This is a genomic window from Pseudomonas marvdashtae (genome assembly GCF_014268655.2).
Lineage (GTDB): Bacteria > Pseudomonadota > Gammaproteobacteria > Pseudomonadales > Pseudomonadaceae > Aquipseudomonas > Aquipseudomonas marvdashtae.
On the sequence record NZ_JABWQX020000001.1, the window covers coordinates 2,940,784 to 2,957,746 of the forward strand.

Annotated in this window: 11 protein-coding genes; 6 read left to right on the plus strand and 5 right to left on the minus strand. The window is 60.0% G+C overall.

From position 1 onward, the window contains the following. Positions 1-11: 11 nt before the first annotated feature. The 6 genes from HU742_RS13140 (at position 12) to HU742_RS13165 (ending at position 10,226) form a co-directional block, all read left to right on the plus strand. The gene (locus HU742_RS13140) at positions 12-3,191 is read left to right on the plus strand and encodes an efflux RND transporter permease subunit (protein ID WP_186642762.1); all 3,180 of its coding nucleotides are present in this window, start codon (positions 12-14) and stop codon (positions 3,189-3,191) included. Next, positions 3,188-4,612 (plus strand): efflux transporter outer membrane subunit, encoded by a 1,425-nt coding sequence (locus tag HU742_RS13145; RefSeq protein ID WP_186642763.1) that lies wholly within the window; start codon positions 3,188-3,190, stop codon positions 4,610-4,612. The genes HU742_RS13140 and HU742_RS13145 overlap by 4 nt, the downstream gene beginning before the upstream one ends. Positions 4,613-4,804: 192 nt before the next feature. Then, positions 4,805-5,860: a tetratricopeptide repeat protein gene (locus HU742_RS13150; RefSeq protein WP_186632656.1), complete on the plus strand. Its 1,056-nt coding sequence runs from the start codon at positions 4,805-4,807 to the stop codon at positions 5,858-5,860. 152 nt (positions 5,861-6,012) lie between these two features. After that, positions 6,013-7,515: an ATPase domain-containing protein gene (locus HU742_RS13155; protein ID WP_186642764.1), complete on the plus strand. Its 1,503-nt coding sequence runs from the start codon at positions 6,013-6,015 to the stop codon at positions 7,513-7,515. After that, entirely contained in the window at positions 7,512-9,182 is a 1,671-nt protein-coding gene (locus tag HU742_RS13160) for an ATP-binding protein (protein WP_186632662.1), read from the plus strand. Before HU742_RS13155 ends, HU742_RS13160 begins: the two co-directional genes overlap by 4 nt. Before the next feature lie 144 nt (positions 9,183-9,326). Continuing rightward, positions 9,327-10,226: a halovibrin HvnA gene (locus tag HU742_RS13165; protein WP_186642765.1), complete on the plus strand. Its 900-nt coding sequence runs from the start codon at positions 9,327-9,329 to the stop codon at positions 10,224-10,226. An 11-nt stretch (positions 10,227-10,237) separates the two neighbouring features. Here the strand turns inward: HU742_RS13165 and HU742_RS13170 are convergent, their stop codons facing one another. From HU742_RS13170 to HU742_RS13190, 5 genes are read right to left on the minus strand one after another with little or no spacing between them, the layout of a single operon-like run. Further along, positions 10,238-10,615 carry a response regulator gene (locus HU742_RS13170; RefSeq protein WP_186632668.1) on the minus strand — a complete coding sequence of 126 codons (378 nt, stop codon included), beginning with the start codon at positions 10,613-10,615 and terminating at the stop codon, positions 10,238-10,240. Further along, positions 10,608-11,873: a hybrid sensor histidine kinase/response regulator gene (locus HU742_RS13175; protein WP_186632671.1), complete on the minus strand. Its 1,266-nt coding sequence runs from the start codon at positions 11,871-11,873 to the stop codon at positions 10,608-10,610. Before HU742_RS13175 ends, HU742_RS13170 begins: the two co-directional genes overlap by 8 nt. A 5-nt stretch (positions 11,874-11,878) precedes the next feature. Next, positions 11,879-12,466 carry a chemotaxis protein CheB gene (locus tag HU742_RS13180; protein ID WP_186632674.1) on the minus strand — a complete coding sequence of 196 codons (588 nt, stop codon included), beginning with the start codon at positions 12,464-12,466 and terminating at the stop codon, positions 11,879-11,881. Beyond that, positions 12,463-13,278, minus strand: a complete 816-nt coding sequence (locus HU742_RS13185) for a CheR family methyltransferase (RefSeq protein ID WP_186632677.1) — start codon at positions 13,276-13,278, stop codon at positions 12,463-12,465. Before HU742_RS13185 ends, HU742_RS13180 begins: the two co-directional genes overlap by 4 nt. Then, entirely contained in the window at positions 13,278-16,757 is a 3,480-nt protein-coding gene (locus HU742_RS13190; protein WP_186642766.1) for a response regulator, read from the minus strand. The genes HU742_RS13185 and HU742_RS13190 overlap by 1 nt, the downstream gene beginning before the upstream one ends. Between the last annotated feature and the right edge of the window lie 206 nt (positions 16,758-16,963).

Consider the following 16,963-nt stretch of genomic DNA (forward strand, 5'->3'; position numbering starts at 1 on the left):
CTGAACTCAAGATGAAATTTTCCCAGTTCTTCATTTCACGGCCGATCTTTGCCGCGGTGCTCTCGCTGCTGATCCTGATCGCCGGCGCCATCTCGCTATTCCAGCTACCGATCAGCGAATACCCGGAAGTCGTGCCACCGACCGTGGTCGTGCGCGCCAACTTCCCAGGCGCCAACCCCAAAGTGATCGGCGAAACCGTTGCCGCGCCCTTGGAGCAAGCCATCACCGGTGTCGAGAACATGCTGTACATGTCCTCGCAGTCCACCGCCGACGGCAAGATCACCCTGACCATCACCTTTGCCCTGGGCACCGACCTGGACAACGCCCAGGTGCAGGTGCAGAACCGCGTCACCCGAACCGAGCCCAAGTTGCCGGAGGAAGTGACCCGCATCGGTATCACGGTGGACAAGGCATCGCCCGACCTGACGATGGTCGTGCACTTGACCTCGCCGGACCAACGCTACGACATGCTCTACCTGTCCAACTACGCCTTGCTCAACATCAAGGATGAGCTGGCGCGCCTCGGCGGCGTGGGTGATGTGCAGCTGTTCGGCATGGGCGATTACTCCTTGCGGGTCTGGCTGGATCCGAACAAGACCGCTTCGCGCAACCTGACCGCCACCGACGTGGTCACGGCGATCCGTGAACAGAACCGCCAGGTTGCCGCCGGTGCCCTGGGCGCCCCGCCAGCGCCGAATGCACAGGCGTTTCAACTCTCGGTCAACACCCAGGGTCGCCTAGTGAGCGAAGAAGAGTTCGAGAACATCATCATCCGTTCTGGCGCCAACGGTGAAATCACTCGCCTGAAAGACATCGCACGGATTGAGCTGGGTTCCAGCCAATACGCCCTGCGCTCGTTGCTCGACAACCAGCCGGCGGTAGCGATCCCGATCTTCCAGCGCCCAGGCTCCAACGCCATCCAGATTTCCAACGATGTGCGCGAGAAAATGGACGAGTTGAAGAAAGGCTTCCCGGCCGGCATGGACTACAGCATCGTCTATGACCCGACGATTTTCGTGCGCGGCTCCATCGAAGCGGTGGTCCACACCCTGTTCGAAGCGCTGATTCTCGTGGTGCTGGTCGTCATCCTGTTCCTACAGACCTGGCGCGCCTCGATCATCCCGTTGGTGGCCGTTCCGGTGTCGCTGATCGGTACCTTCGCGGTCATGCACCTGTTCGGCTTCTCCCTTAACGCGCTGTCGCTATTCGGCCTGGTATTGGCCATCGGGATCGTCGTGGACGACGCCATCGTGGTGGTGGAGAACGTCGAACGGAACATCGGCCTCGGGCTCACGCCGGTGGAAGCGACCAAGCGCGCCATGGGCGAAGTGACGGGGCCGATCATTGCCACGGCACTGGTGCTGTGCGCGGTGTTCGTGCCAGCGGCCTTCATCAGTGGCTTGACCGGACAGTTCTATAAGCAGTTTGCCTTGACCATTGCCATCTCGACGGTGATCTCGGCGTTCAACTCGCTGACCCTGTCGCCAGCGCTGGCCGCGGTATTGCTCAAGAGCCATGACGCGCCCAAGGACCGTTTCTCGCGGTTCCTCGACAAGATCTTCGGCGGCTGGCTGTTCCGACCGTTCAACCGTTTCTTCGACCGCGCCAGCCACAGCTATGTGGGCGCCGTCGGCCGCGTAATCCGCAGCAGCGGCATTGCCCTCGTCCTGTACGCAGGCCTGATGGTGCTGACGTTCTTCGGCTTCTCGAGCACACCGACCGGTTTCGTGCCTGGCCAGGACAAGCAATACCTGGTGGCCTTCGCCCAATTGCCGGACGCCGCGAGCCTGGACCGCACCGAAGACGTGATCAAACGCATGTCCGACATGGCCCTCAAACAGCCAGGCGTTGAAAGCGCGGTGGCCTTCCCGGGCCTGTCGATCAACGGTTTCACCAACAGCCCGAACTCCGGCATCGTGTTCGTCACCCTCAAGCCTTTTAACGAGCGCAAGGACCCGAGCATGTCGGCCGGTGCGATCGCCGGTGCGTTGAACGGCCAGTACTCGGAAATCCAGGAAGCCTACATGGCGATCTTCCCGCCGCCGCCAGTACAAGGCCTGGGCACTATCGGTGGTTTCCGCCTGCAAATCGAAGACCGGGGCAACCTGGGCTACGACGAGCTGTACAAAGAAACCATGAACATCATCACCAAGAGCCACAACGTGCCGGAACTGGCCGGTCTGTTCACCAGCTACACCGTGAACGTGCCCCAGGTCGATGCCGCCATCGACCGTGAAAAAGCCAAGACCCACGGCGTGGCTGTCAGCGATATCTTCGACACCCTGCAGATTTACCTGGGTTCGCTGTATGCCAACGACTTCAACCGCTTCGGCCGCACCTATCAGGTCAACGTCCAGGCCGAGCAGCAGTTCCGCCTCGAGTCGGACCAGATCGGCCAGCTCAAGGTACGTAACAACCGTGGCGAGATGATCCCGCTGGCGACCTTCATCAAGGTCAGCGACACCTCGGGGCCGGACCGCGTGATGCACTACAACGGTTTCATTACCGCTGAAATCAACGGTGCCGCCGCCCCGGGCTACAGCTCCGGCCAGGCTGAAAAAGCCATCGAGAAACTGCTCAAGGACGAACTGCCCAACGGCATGACCTACGAGTGGACCGACCTGACGTACCAGCAGATCCTCTCGGGCAACACCGCGCTGTTCGTGTTCCCGCTCTGCGTCCTGCTGGCGTTCCTGGTACTCGCGGCACAGTACGAAAGCTGGAGCCTGCCGTTGGCGGTCATCCTGATCGTTCCGATGACCCTGCTGTCGGCCATCACCGGTGTGATTCTGTCGGGCGGTGACAACAACATCTTCACGCAGATCGGCTTGATCGTACTGGTGGGGCTTGCCTGTAAGAACGCGATTCTGATCGTCGAGTTCGCCAAGGATAAACAGCTCGAAGGCATGACCCCGCTGGCCGCCGTGCTCGAAGCCTGCCGCCTGCGTCTGCGGCCGATCCTGATGACCTCGTTCGCCTTCATCATGGGTGTGGTGCCCCTGGTGTTCTCCAGCGGCGCCGGTGCGGAAATGCGCCATGCCATGGGTGTCGCGGTGTTCTCGGGGATGCTCGGCGTGACGTTCTTTGGTCTGCTGCTGACGCCCGTGTTCTATGTATTGATCCGCAACTTTGTCGAGCGCAGCGAGGCCCGCAAAGCGGCCCGGGCCTTGAAACTGGAGGCGCAACAATGAGTTTGAAAGTGTTCATTCCGAGCTTGCTGGTCCTGGCACTGAGTGCCTGCGCCGTGGGCCCGGACTACAAGGAGCCAGAAACGGAGGCGGCGAATATCACCACCGCCACCGACGGCGCCGCCGGCCAGAAAAACTTCGACCGCGCGCGCTTCGAAGGCATCTGGTGGCAGCAGTTCGACGACCCGACCCTCAACGCGTTGGTGACCCGCTCCCTGGAAGGCAACCGCGAGTTGCGCGTGGCCTTCGCCCGTCTGCGGGCCGCCCGTGCGATTCGCGATGACGCCAGCAATGACGCCATGCCGACCATCACCAGCCGTGCCAGCAGCGAGTTGGGCAAGGGGCAGAACCCGATGGGCCAGACCGATGATCGGGTCAACAGCGAGCGCTACGACCTGGGCCTGGATATGGCCTGGGAGCTGGACTTGTTCGGTCGCATCCGGCGTAACCTGGAGGCCACCGACGCCGACCAGCAGGCCACCGAAGCCGACCTCTACCAGTTGCAGGTGACGATGATCGCCGAACTGGTGGATGCCTACGGCCAACTGCGCGGCGCCCAGCTTCGGGAGAAGATTGCCCTGGCGAACCTGGACAACCAGCAGGCGTCACGCAAGATCACCGAAAGCCTGCGCGATGCCGGCGTCGGCGATCAACTCGATGTGGTCCGTGCCGATGCTCGGCTGGCCGCAGTGGAAGCCAGCGTGCCGCAACTGCAAGCCGAACAGGCCCGCCAGCGCAACCGCATCGCGACATTGCTGGGCGAGCGGCCGGACAAGCTGAGCGTGGACCTGAGCCCCAAACAGTTGCCGGCCATTGCCAAGGCCCTGCCGATTGGCGACCCCGGTCAACTGCTGCAACGCCGCCCGGACGTGCTCAGCGCCGAGCGTCAGTTGGCAGCCGCCACGGCACGCATCGGCGTGGCCAAGGCCGACCTGTTCCCACGGGTCAGCCTCAGCGGCTTCCTCGGCTTTACCGCTGGACGCGGTTCGCAGATCGGCTCTTCGGCGGCCAATGCCTGGGCACTGGGTCCGAGCATTACCTGGGCAGCTTTCGACTTGGGCAGCGTGCGGGCTCGCCTGCGCGGTGCCAGCGCCGAGGCGGATGGCGCCCTGGCGAACTACGAGCAACAAGTGCTGCTGGCCTTGGAAGAATCGGAAAATGCTTTCAGCGACTACGGCAAGCGCCAGCAACGGCTGATCTCGCTGATCCGCCAGAGCGAATCGAGCCGCGCGGCCGCCAACCTCGCCGAAATTCGCTACCGCGAAGGCACGGAGGATTTCCTCGTGCTCCTCGACGCCCAACGTGAGCGCCTGGCTGCGGAAGATAGCCAGGCCCAGGCCGAAGTCGACCTGTATCGCGGCATCGTCGCGATCTACAAGGCCCTCGGCGGCGGCTGGCAACCGGAAACCGTCGCCCGCAACTGACCAGCCGGCTCAACCGAGCTCCTTTGGTTGGCCGCAACCAGCCAAATTTTTGCCCCGCCTCCCATCTGGACGCGGGGCTTTTTTTGGTCGATCGCCGATACGTTTCGTGCGCGGATAGCCACAAGGTTTGACTAAGGTCGCGGCCTGACCGAAGCTTGCGACATTTCACGCTCCTGGTTATGGATTACCTGCATGCCCTCGCCTCGCCGCTACCTGCTCCTCAGTCTTGCCGTTGTGTTGGCGATCGGTCTTGTCGCGATATGGCAGCGCGGTACGACGCCGCAGATTCCCGAGGCTATCAAGCGCGGTTACAGCGAAGCCCTGGAACAAGCACGCAATGGCCAGCCCGGCGCCGCGCGGATGTTGTATCAGCAATTGGGACGTCCGGACCTGTCGCCCAAGCGTCGGGTATGGCTGCACGCGGAACTGCCCAACTACCCCAGCCCCCAAGCCCTGAAACTGGCACAGGCGGACCTGCAAAGCGAAGCGCCAGAAGTGCGGCGAGCGGCCATCGGCAGTATCGTCGGGCTGGTGCCGAACGCCCATCGCAGCCTGTTGCTCGGCCCGCTGCTGGATGACAACGAGCCAAGCGTCCGATTCGCTGCGGTGGATGCGCTGCTGGGGTCTTCGCCGGATGAACTGGGCCTGTATTTCGCAGCGATGCAGATCGCTGTCGATACCTGGAAACAGGTGTTGAACGACGGGCCACCGACTACCGAATCGCTTTATCAACTCGCCCGCCTGTATTTGCACAACGCCGAGCTGAAAAAAGCCCAGCAGGCACTTGAACAGGCGCTGCGCCTGCAACCGGACAACCTGCCGGCGCTGGTCATGCAGGTCGACGTGCTGGACAAGCAAGGCCAGGCTGAAGCCGCACGACAATTGCTCGCCCGCCAGTTGCAAACCCAGCCGGCATCCGCCTATCTGCAACATGCGCTGGGCATGTGGCTACTGCAACACGGCCAGAGCGAATACGCGGTGCTCGGCCTGGCAAAAGCCGTGGAGCTGGAGCCTGAGAACAGGCATTACCGTTATGACCTGGCAACCACGTTGCACGCCGAGCAGGAAGTGGAAGCCGCGCAGAAACAGCTGCAGGAAATCGTCCAGCGCTACCCCGCCGACCGCAAGGCACGTGTGCTGCTGATCAACTATTGGAAAGAGACTGGACAGTTGCAGAATGTCCAAATCCTGCTGGCCCAATTGGAACAACTGAACCCCGACGACCCGGCGCTGCAGCAAGGGCTCTAGGCCAATCGACGCGAGCCGAAAGTTGCGCAGCAGTGCGCGTTTTGTCAAAGAAAGCGGAACCGCCATCACTGCCAAAGGTCAAGTGTTCAGGCAGTTCATTTCAGGCGATACCCCGCCTACTGCCCACTCCCCTAGTCATGAGAGGGTTATTTTTGATTACATCTAACGAGTCGATCAGCGCAAAAGCCGCCACCGGTATCGAGGGACTGGACGACATCCTTTCCGGTGGTTTGTCTCGGGGTCATGTGTTCCTCCTGGAGGGCGAACCGGGTACCGGTAAAACCACGGTTGCGTTGCACTTCCTGATGGCCGGCGCCCAGGCCGGCGAGCGCTCGTTGTACATCACGCTATCGGAAACCGAGCGTGAACTGCGCCAGGGCGCAGCCTCCCACGGGTGGACACTGGATGAAAACATCCATATTTTCGAACTGACCCCGCCCGAGAGCCTGCTCAATGCCGAGCACCAGCAAAGCCTGCTGTATTCCTCGGACCTGGAGTTGGGCGAAGCTACCCGGCAGATCTTCGAAGTGGTCGAGCGATTCAAGCCGACCCGAGTCGTGCTCGACAGCCTCTCCGAGATCCGCCTGCTGGCGCAAAGCTCCCTGCGCTATCGCCGCCAGATCCTTGCGATCAAACACTATTTCGTGCGTTACGACGCCACGGTATTACTGCTGGACGATCTCACCACCGAATCCTTGGACAAAACCGTGCACAGCGTGGCCCACGGCGTTATCCGCCTTGAGGAATTGACCCCCAGCTACGGCGCAGAGCGGCGCCGGCTTCGGGTGGTCAAGTATCGCGGGCAGAAATACCGAGGCGGTTACCACGACTTCACCATCATGAGCGACGGCTTGCATGTCTTCCCTCGCCTGGTGGCTGCCGAGCACCGTGGCCAGTACCTGCGCCAGCAACTGTCCAGCGGCATCGCGGAAATGGACGCCCTGCTGGGCGGTGGCATCGAGACCGGCTCCAGCACGCTGATCCTTGGCCCGGCCGGTACCGGTAAATCCCTGATTGCGTTGATCTTCGCGGCAGCCGCCGTGCGACGTGGCGAAAAAGCTGCGCTGTTCATCTTCGATGAAGAAATGGGCTTGCTGTTCGAACGCATGAGACACATCGGGATTGATTTGAGTGCGCTGCAAGAAACCGGGAACCTGCTGATCGAACAGGTGGACGCTGCGGAACTGTCGCCCGGCGAGTTCTCCCACCGCGTGCGTCGCTGCGTCGACGAGGGCGACATCAAGACGGTCGTGATCGATAGCATCAACGGCTACCAGGCCGCCATGCCGGAAGAAAACGCCCTGGTCCTGCACATGCATGAACTGTTGCTCTACCTCAATCGCAAGGGCGCGGCAACGTTCATGACCGTTGCGCAGCACGGTCTGGTGGGCGACATGCAGGCGCCGGTGGACATTACCTACCTGGCCGACACCGTTATCCTGCTGCGTTATTTCGAGGCGCTGGGCAAGGTTCGCCGAGCGATATCCATTATCAAGAAACGCACCGGCAGCCATGAATCCACTATCCGTGAGTACCGCATCAGCAAGAAGAGCATGACCATTGGCCAACCATTGGAGGCTTTCCAGGGCGTGTTGCGTGGCGTACCGACTTATATGGGGTCGGACAACCCGCTGCTCGAGGATGCCCCCCAGTGACTTCGGCGACGCCACTGTCCGAGCGGGCGCTGATTCTCGCGCCGCTGGGACGGGACAGCCAGATTGCCCTGATGATTCTCAACGAAGCCGGTTTCGGCGGAGTCGTTTGCAGCCATTTGGGTCGTTTGTGCGAAGAACTGGAGCATGGGGCGGGCGTGCTGGTAGTGTCCTCCGAAGCCCTGGTGGGGCCAGATATGGAAACGCTGTTCCAGCACATCGAACAGCAACCGGCCTGGTCCGACCTGCCCATCGTCCTGCTGACTCACCACGGTGGCCCCGAGCACAACCCGGTCGCTCGCATCGGCGCACAATTGGGCAACGTGACGTTCCTGGAACGGCCCTTCCACCCGGTAACGCTCGTCAGCCTGGTGACCACCGCGCTGCGTGGACGCCGAAGGCAATATGAAGCACGGGACCGCCTGATCGACCTCAGCAACAGCGAACTGCGCCTGCAAAATACCCTCGAAACCCTTGAACTACAGGTCGAGGAGCGCACCGCCCAACTGCGTCATAACGAAGAAGCCCTGCGCCAATCACAGAAAATGGAAGCGGTCGGACAGCTCACCGGCGGCATCGCCCATGACTTCAACAACATGCTCACCGGCATCATCGGCAGCCTCGAACTGCTGCGCCGACGCCTGGCCCGCGGCCGTACCGAAGACCTCGACAGTCTGATCGACCTGGGGGTGACGTCGGCCAATCGGGCGGCAGGCCTGACGCATCGGTTGCTGGCCTTCTCACGCCGGCAATCGCTGGACTCCAAGGCCGTGCAAATGAACACCCTGGTGTTGTCCATGGGCGAGTTGCTGCAACGCAGCCTCAACGAGAGTATCCGCCTGGACATGCAGCTGGACGATCAGCTCTGGATCGCCGAAGCCGACCCCAACCAACTGGAAAGCGCCCTGCTCAATCTGGTGCTCAACGCCCGGGACGCCATGCCCGATGGCGGGAAACTGGTGGTGCAGACCTTCAATCAATACCTGGACACCGGTTTCACCGACGCCTACACCAACCTGGAGCCCGGTGACTACGTGGTGCTGAGCGTGCAAGACAGTGGTTGCGGGATGCCTGAAGCGGTGATCAACCGAGCGTTCGACCCCTTCTTCACCACCAAACCCATCGGCCAGGGCACCGGCCTGGGTCTTTCGATGATCTATGGTTTCAGTAAGCAGTCGCGGGGCCATGTGACCATCGACAGCGAGGTCGGCAAAGGCACCACGGTGAACCTTTACCTGCCGCGCTTCGTGGGCGAAGAAATACACGAACCGTCGGCCGTTGCCCAACAGGCCCCTTATGCACAGGATGGCGAAACCGTGCTGATCGTCGAAGATGATCCAGCGGTGCGGGTATTGGTCTGTGCGGTGCTGAGCGAGTTGGGCTATGCCTTCGTCGAGGCCGGCGACGCCAACGGCGCGATGCCGATCCTGCAATCGAGCCAGCGCATCGACCTGTTGATCAGCGACGTGGGCCTTCCTGGGATGAACGGGCGGCAACTGGCGGAAATCGGCCGGCAGATCCGCCCGGATCTCAAGGTACTGTTCATCACCGGGTACGCCGAACACGCAGCCGTGCGCGGTGGCTTCCTGGACCCTGGCATGCAAATGATCACCAAGCCGTTCACGTTTGATCTATTGACGGCGAAGGTGCGGGAAATGATCAAGGTTTAGAAGACGCAATATCTTGAATGCAGATCGCACTGATGGATAGCTGTAAGAGTTGACAGTTATCCGGACGGTTTTTTCCTGATTAGATCTTTAACGCACAGCCCTGGAGAACCCTCCAAGGCATGAATAATGCGTTTGAGGTGGATCATGAAAAAAAAAATTGGCATATGGGCGTTGCTGATCGCATTGACAGGTGGTGCCGTAGAGTTTGCTTCCGCATCGGATTGGCGCCGCTCGGGTGGCCAAGTGGCAGTCGAACTGAATCAACGATACAACGATCTTCGGGATGATTGCGGCTCCGCTACAAGGCCGAGCTTTCTTTGCTCTGGTGTAATGTTGCGTGCGGCAAAAGGCGGATCCAATTACTTCGCTTGGAATCCAAGTCCATACTCGCAAGGTAGCGGCGGGGTTTCGTTTTCCTTCCTGAGAAAGGATGTGAAATTCCAGGGGTTGGTTTATGGGCAACGCAGCGGTTACATTTTTTATCCGGACTTGATCAGGGATCCCGACACTCTCCACGTAAAGGTCCTATGCGCCTTCCCTATGGACGGAGCAACCAACAATCGGGAGAAGCCCGGCTGTGGCGCTTACCCTTTCACTGATGCTACCCAACGCCATCAAAGTCAACGTTGCCAGACACTGGGCATCACTACCGCAGAGCAATGGGTACAGAACCGGGATGCCCACGGTGCATGGTGCGGTTTTGACGTCGATAACCGAACGAACAATGCCAGCGCGAGATCCTTTGCAGAGACCATTCGAGCCCACAACCTCGCCGGTTTTTTCGAGGGAAACTATGCCTATATCGAGCTCATCCTCGCCACGTGGCCACAGTTGAACAACCCCGCTTCGGTTCCCATTGAGGCTTTTTTTTATACCGAAGGCGGACTGGAAGACGCCCAGCGAGACCAATGGGCCCATTACATTCAATCCGGAGGAATGGTGGTGGTGCCGATTATCAGGCTGACACTACCGGCGACACCTTCTGACGATGCAGTGTTCAGTTACATAGGCATCGAGCAGAGAATATTGAGTGGGTACCCCTGAAGTGTTTGAAGTCAGGACAACATTTTTTGCATGATTTTCTGCAGCACATCCAAGTCAAACGGCTTGTCCAGGATCGGCGCCTTGCGGGTGATCGGGCTGTCGGTCTCGCGCACTTCCTGGGCGTAACCGCTGATGAAGATGACCTTCAGGTCAGGACGCAACCTCACCGCCGGCTCGGCGATCTGCACGCCGGAAATGCCGCCGGGCAGGCGGAAGTCGGTAATCATCATGTCCAGATGGGGCTTGCTCGCGAGGATCTCGAACGCCTGCTCACCGTTTTCGGCCTGCAGCACGCGATAGCCTTCGCCGGACAGGTAAGCCGACAGCACCATCAGGATCGAGGGGTCATCCTCGACGATCAGAACAACGTCTTGCGCATCTTCACTCATGAGAAGCCTTTGTTGGATCAATAGCTGCTGATACGACCCTGGGGTCACTCAGAGGTTGCGTCCGTTCGCCAGTTTTCTGAAAAGGCAGACAAACGCGAAACAACGCCCCTTCGTTGAGGCGGCTATCGACCGTGATGCTGCCGCCATGGGCGGTAACGATCTGTTCGGAGATGAACAAGCCCAACCCAAGGCCCGCCGTGGCGGCCTTGGAGGAAACCCGCTCGAATTGCTGGAAGACGCGCCTCTGATTCTCTTCGCTGATACCGATGCCCTGGTCCTGGACTTCGACGCAAGCATGGTCGGGCGTCTTGTAGACCCGCACGTCAATTGGACTCTTGCTGCCATAGCGCAGCGCATTCGTCAGCAGATTCGACACCACCTGCTCGATGCGGAACTCATCCCAGTGCCCTTCTACCAACGGTTCGGCCGTGCAGCTCAGCGTGCATTCGGCGGCAGCGATCTGCGGCTGGAAGTTGCGCAGCAGGTTCTGCACCAGCGCCGTCAGGTTGAAGCGGGTCGGACGAATGGACAGCTTGCCGGTTCGAATGCGAGAGACGTCCAGCATGTCCTCGATCAAGCGGATCAGGCTTTTGATCTGGCGTTCATCGCGCTCCACCATCGCCTTCACCTTATCCAAGGTGAACGCCGCTGCGTTGTCCCGCGCCAGGTGCATCTTGCGCAGCTGCGTTTCGAGGATCAAGCCATTGAGCGGCGTACGCACCTCATGGGCGACGATCGACATGAAGTCGTCACGCATGCGCACCGCCTGCTCGAGCTCGCTGCGGGTGGCTTGCAACTCCTTGAGCAACTGCTCCTGCTCCCGACGGCTTTGCTCGAGGGCAATCACTTGTTCCTTCATTGCCTTGCGCTGGCGATAGAGCTCGACGAACACGTTGACCTTGCTTTTGACCGCGTGGGTGTCCAGCGGCTTGTGCAAGAAATCCACCGCGCCATTTTCATAACCGGTGAACGCGTAATTGCGCTCGCGGCCGGCGGCACTGACGAAAATAATGGGAATGCTGCGGGTCTTTTCCGTGCCGCGCATCAGCTCGGCCAGTTCGAACCCGTTCATGCCCGGCATCTGCACATCGATGATTGCCAAGGCAAAGTCATGCTGCAAGAGCAGGGACAGCGCTTCATCGGCCGATAACGCCTTGAAGACTTGGCGGTCGTCGCGCTTGATCAGCGCTTCCAGGGCCAACAGATTCTCAGGCAGATCGTCGACGATCAGCAGTTTGGCTTGAATATCTCTTGGCATGTGGTTCATTCCAGCCCGGCCAGCAACTGGCCGATGCCCTGCAAAGTTAGGATGTGGTCGGGCTCATGCAAGCTGAGCGCCGCTTCGGGCATGGTGCAAACCTGCGCCTCTTCCGGGTCCTGGACAATCGTAAGGCCGCCCTGTGCCTTGACCTTCGCCAGGCCGCGGGCCCCGTCGCTGTTCGCGCCGGTCAGCACCACCGCCAGCAGGTCGGGGCCGTAGACATCGGCCGCCGACTCGAACAACACATCGATTGACGGTCGCGAATGGTGCACCGGGTCCTCCAGGCTCAATGACAGGCTGCGGTCAGCTTCGACCGACAAGTGATAACCAGGCGTCGCGACATACAAGGTTCCCGGGCTGATGTCCTGCTTGTCCTGGGCTTCCTCCACCGGTACCGCTAGGCGATGACGGAATACCTGGGCCAGCTGGCTATTGCGCTCGTCGGGCAAATGCAACACCACCAGGATGGGCACGCGAAAGCCCCTGCGCAGCGGGCTGAAAATTTTAAGCAGCGCTTCGACGCCCCCGGCGGATGCGCCGACGACGATGGCCTCGATCAGGGGCCTGGATCTGTCCGTCACTGGATTCATAGCTTGCGATAGATCCGTTCCTGTTTGACCAACGGTTCGAACTGCTTGCCAAATGCCGAAAAGTCGAGTGTTTCCTTGCTCCCCAGTACCAGGAAGCCACGATGGCAGAGGGACTCGTGAAAAAGGCCAAAGGCGCGATCTTGCAACTTCTTATTGAAATAAATCAATACGTTACGACATGAAATCAACTGCGTTTCGGAAAAAACACTGTCGGTCGCAAGGCTGTGATCGGCGAAGGTCACGTTCTGGCACAGGGTTTTATCGAACATGGCGTAATCGTAGGCGGCGGTGTAGTAATCGGCAAACGAACGTCGCCCCCCGGCAAGCTGGTAATTCTGGGTGTAGGCCCTGACGTTTTCCAGGGAAAAAATGCCCTGCTTGGCTTTTTCCAAAGAGCGCGGATTGATGTCCGTGGCGTAAATGAGCGTGCGGTCCAGCAGGCCCTCTTCGCGCAGCAGGATCGCCATGGAATAGACCTCTTCGCCGGTGCTGCAACCGGCGATCCAGATCTTGATCGACGGGTAGGTCTTGAGCAACGGCACGACTTCTTCGCGTATCGCCAGGAAATGTCCGGGATCGCGAAACATCTCGCTGACGGGAATCGTCAGCAGTTGCAGCAACTGCATGAACGCGCCCGGATCGTGCAGCACCCGCTCTTGCAAGGCAGAGATGGTCTTGCAATCGAACTGGCTCAACGCATGCAAGACCCGGCGCTTGATCGAAGCGCCAGAGTAATCGCGAAAATCATAGCTGTACTTCAGGTAGATCGCTTCGATCAATAAACGAAGTTCAATGTCGGTGTTACGTTCCACTAAATTCTTTCCATATTGGGTAACCACACGCGAATCAGTGAAAACAGGCGATCCAGGTCGATCGGCTTGGCCAGGTAGTCGTTGGAGCCCGCCGCCAGGCAGCGTTCCTGGTCATCCTTCATGGCCTTGGCCGTCACGGCGATGATCGGCAGTTTGCGCCAGCGTGGATCCTTGCGGATCAGCGCGGTAGCTTCAAAGCCATCCATCTCGGGCATCATCACATCCATCAGTACCAAATCGATGTCTTCTACCTCGTTCAGGCGCTCGATCGCCTCGTATCCGTTACGGCCAATGACCACGACCGCTCCTTTTGCCTCGAGGGCGCTGGTCAGGGCAAAAATGTTGCGCACGTCGTCGTCCACCAGCAGCACTTTGCGGCCTTCGAACACCTTGTCCCGGCTGCGGGCTGTCTGGAGCATGCGCTGTCTTTCATGGGACAACCGGGATTCGACTTTGTGCAGAAAGAGTGTCACCTCGTCCAGCAGGCGCTCCGGCGAGCGAGCGCCCTTGATGATGATCGAGCGCGAATATTTGCGCAGCTCGGCTTCTTCATCGCGGGTCAAGTTGCGCCCGGTGTAGACAATCACTGGCGGGAACGAACAGATCTCCTCGCTGGACATGCGCTTGAGCAGGTCGTTGCCGAGCATGTCCGGCAACTTGAGGTCGATGATCATGCAGTCGTAGACGTTGGTGCGCAGCAGTTCCAGGGCTTGCTGCGCCAGGCCGACGGCGGTGATTTCGATGTCATCGTCGCCGATCAGGCGGGTAATGCTGTCGCGCTGCAGGTCATCGTCTTCCACCAGCAGCACCCGCTTGACCTTCTGGGTCAGCTTGGCTTCCAGGCGGGCGAAGACATCCTTGAGCTCTTCCCGGGTCGTCGGCTTGACGGCATAACCGATGGCCCCCATGTGCATGGCCGCTTCGACGCGGTCTTCGACGGAGATGATGTGCACCGGAATGTGCCGGGTCTGGGCTTGTTCCTTGAGGCGCTGCAACACGGTCAACCCGGAGTGATCCGGCAGGCGCATGTCCAACAGGATCGCGTCGGGACTCAGTTGCAGGGCCAGGTCAAAGCCCTCGTCGGCGCCATGGGCCACCAGGCATTGGTAACCGAGTTCGTGGGCGAGGTCGAACAGGATCCGGGCGAACTTGGGTTCGTCTTCAATGACCAGGATGCAGCGGGTCTCGAAAGGCGCCTTGTCGCGGTCGTCCGCGAATTGCGGGACTGGCGGGTCCACCTCAGCGACCAAGGATACCGGTTTCGGCACATGGGCTGGCGCTGGCGCGGTCGTCGCTGGGGCGAACATCCTTGGCTCAACGGGGTTCTCGCCGGGCTCGATATAACGCCCGGGCAATACCAGGGTGAATACGCTGCCCTGCCCCGGCTCGCTGACAACCGAGATCGAACCACCAAGCAAGGCTGCTAGGTCCCGGGAAATCGACAGGCCCAACCCGGTGCCGCCATAGCGGCGATTGGTGGTGCCATCAGCCTGGCGGAACGCCTCGAAAATACTCTGCTGCTGGTCGGCCGCAATGCCAATTCCCGAATCACGCACCATGAACGCGATACCCGAACCCGGCTGGCCGGTCACCGAAAGCATGACAGAACCCTGCTCGGTGAACTTCACCGCGTTGGACAGCAAGTTCTTGAGCACTTGCTCAAGACGCTGGCGATCGGTGTACAGCATCGGCGGCGCGTCCGGCATTATCTGCACGTCAAACGCCAGGCCCTTTTCAGCCGTCAGCGGCTTGAACATATCCTGGAGCCCTTCCACCAGGCGCGGCACACTGGTGTTTTCCGGGCGCACTTCGAGTTTCCCGGCCTCCACCTTGGAAATGTCGAGGATGTCGTTGATCAGGTTCAGCAGGTCATTGCCAGCGGAATAAATCGATTCGGCGAACTTGACCTGTTCCTCACTGAGGTTGTTGTGCGGGTTCTCCGCCAGCAGTTTGGAGAGGATCAGCGAACTGTTGAGCGGCGTGCGCAGCTCATGGGACATGTTGGCCAGAAATTCGGATTTGTACTTGCTTGAACGCTGCAGCTCTTCGGCGCGCTCCTGCAACTGGATCTGCGCCAGGTTCAGCTCGCTGTTTTTCTGGTCCATGGCGTCGCGCTGCTCGGCCAATTGCTCGTTGGTCTGCTCCAGCTCCTGTTGCTGGGCTTCCAGGTGAGCCTGGGATTCCTTGAGGATGCGTGACTGCTCCTCAAGCTCCTCGTTGGCGGTCTTGAGCTCTTCCTGCTGCACTTGCAGCTCTTCGTTCAATTGCTGTGTCTCGGCCAGCACTTCCTGTAGACGCTGGCGATAACGGGCCGCTTCGATGGACGTGCCGATGTTGCCGGCAATCAGTTCCAGCAGTTCAAGATCGCGCTCGGTCAGTGGCCGCAGGAAACCCAGCTCAATGACCCCATTGATCCGATCGTCGTCACGGGTGGGCACCACCAACACGCTGTTGGGCAGACCTTGGCCGAGCCCGGAGCTGACCTTGAGATAGTCGTTCGGCACATCATCCAGGCGAATCAGACGGCCTTGCCGCACGGCCTGTCCAACGATGCCTTCGCCGTCGATGATCACTTGCTCCTGTTCGTCGTCCTCCCGGGACATGCCGTAGGTGGCAACGCGCCTGAGAGTGGCGTTTTCTTCCCGGGCATAAAGCACGGCAACCACCGTGCCCATATATTGGGCGCAGAACTGCAGGATGTTGCGCCCCAACAGATTCAGGCTCAGCTGGCCAAGGACCTGTTCGGCCAACTGCGTCTGGCCATTGCGCAACCAGGCCTGTTTCTCCAGGCGCAAGGCACTTTGCTGCTGCACTTTCAGGCTGGCGCTGTAATTCCCGGACAAGGTCAGCAGGTCGCGGCGACCGACGTAAGCCAGCAATCCACTTATCGCGGCGACGAGCAGCAAATAAAGGGCAATGCTCCAGATCGTGGTGGTGCGCACCTGGTCGTTGCGCTCAGCGCGCAATTGCTGCTCGGTTTCGACGACGTCCTCGAACGTCTTGCGTATCTCATCCGTCAGCCGCTTGCCACGCCCGGCCTTGAGCGCGCCCCGGTAATCGCCACTGCTGCGCTGCAGGTCGATCATGCTCTGAGCGTAATTGGCCCACTCCACTTGCAGCGCTTGGATCCTGTGCAAACGATCGGTCTGCACCGGGTTGTCAGCTGTCAGTTCCAACAATGTGTCCAGCGCCACGGCGATCCTGGGCTTGGCAACTTCATAAGGGTCGAGAAAATGCTCGTCGCCGCTCAACAGATAGCCGCGCATGCCGGTTTCCAGGTCGACACTCAGCTTGAGCGCTTCATTGGCGTTATTGATCACCCGGTCGGTGTGGCCGACCCACTGGATCACCGACAGCAGGTAAGTGATCAGCACTATGAAAAACACGGCGCTGAGGGCGCCCATGCCTAAAGGCAGACTGATGTTGCGGGCCAGGAGCTTGCGAAAACTTTGCTCGTCAACCGAAGACGAAGGAGTCATGGAAAAAGGCCTTGGTGGACAGTTGAAAGTCATGGAGTGTGCCCAAAAACCTGGGCTGGATCCACATTTCTGACAATTCAAGGACGCAAATCCCATGGCGACAGACCAGGGTTGTAAGGATGCGACTATCCTTGTCAGCTCTTGTACTATAGATCCTTTCTTGTACAGGTTCGGGAACTTGTGGCGTCTCGAAACTTACTCATGCA

Excerpts from the sequence above, each read along its gene's own strand:
- HU742_RS13140 (WP_186642762.1), top strand. The coding sequence starts at position 12 with ATGAAATTTTCCCAGTTCTTCATTTCACGGCCGATCTTTGCCGCGGTG.
- HU742_RS13145 (WP_186642763.1), top strand. The coding sequence starts at position 3,188 with ATGAGTTTGAAAGTGTTCATTCCGAGCTTGCTGGTCCTGGCACTGAGT.
- HU742_RS13150 (WP_186632656.1), top strand. The coding sequence starts at position 4,805 with ATGCCCTCGCCTCGCCGCTACCTGCTCCTCAGTCTTGCCGTTGTGTTG.
- HU742_RS13165 (WP_186642765.1), top strand. The coding sequence starts at position 9,327 with ATGAAAAAAAAAATTGGCATATGGGCGTTGCTGATCGCATTGACAGGT.
- HU742_RS13170 (WP_186632668.1), bottom strand. The coding sequence starts at position 10,615 with ATGAGTGAAGATGCGCAAGACGTTGTTCTGATCGTCGAGGATGACCCC.
- HU742_RS13175 (WP_186632671.1), bottom strand. The coding sequence starts at position 11,873 with ATGCCAAGAGATATTCAAGCCAAACTGCTGATCGTCGACGATCTGCCT.
- HU742_RS13180 (WP_186632674.1), bottom strand. The coding sequence starts at position 12,466 with ATGAATCCAGTGACGGACAGATCCAGGCCCCTGATCGAGGCCATCGTC.
- HU742_RS13190 (WP_186642766.1), bottom strand. The coding sequence starts at position 16,757 with ATGACTCCTTCGTCTTCGGTTGACGAGCAAAGTTTTCGCAAGCTCCTG.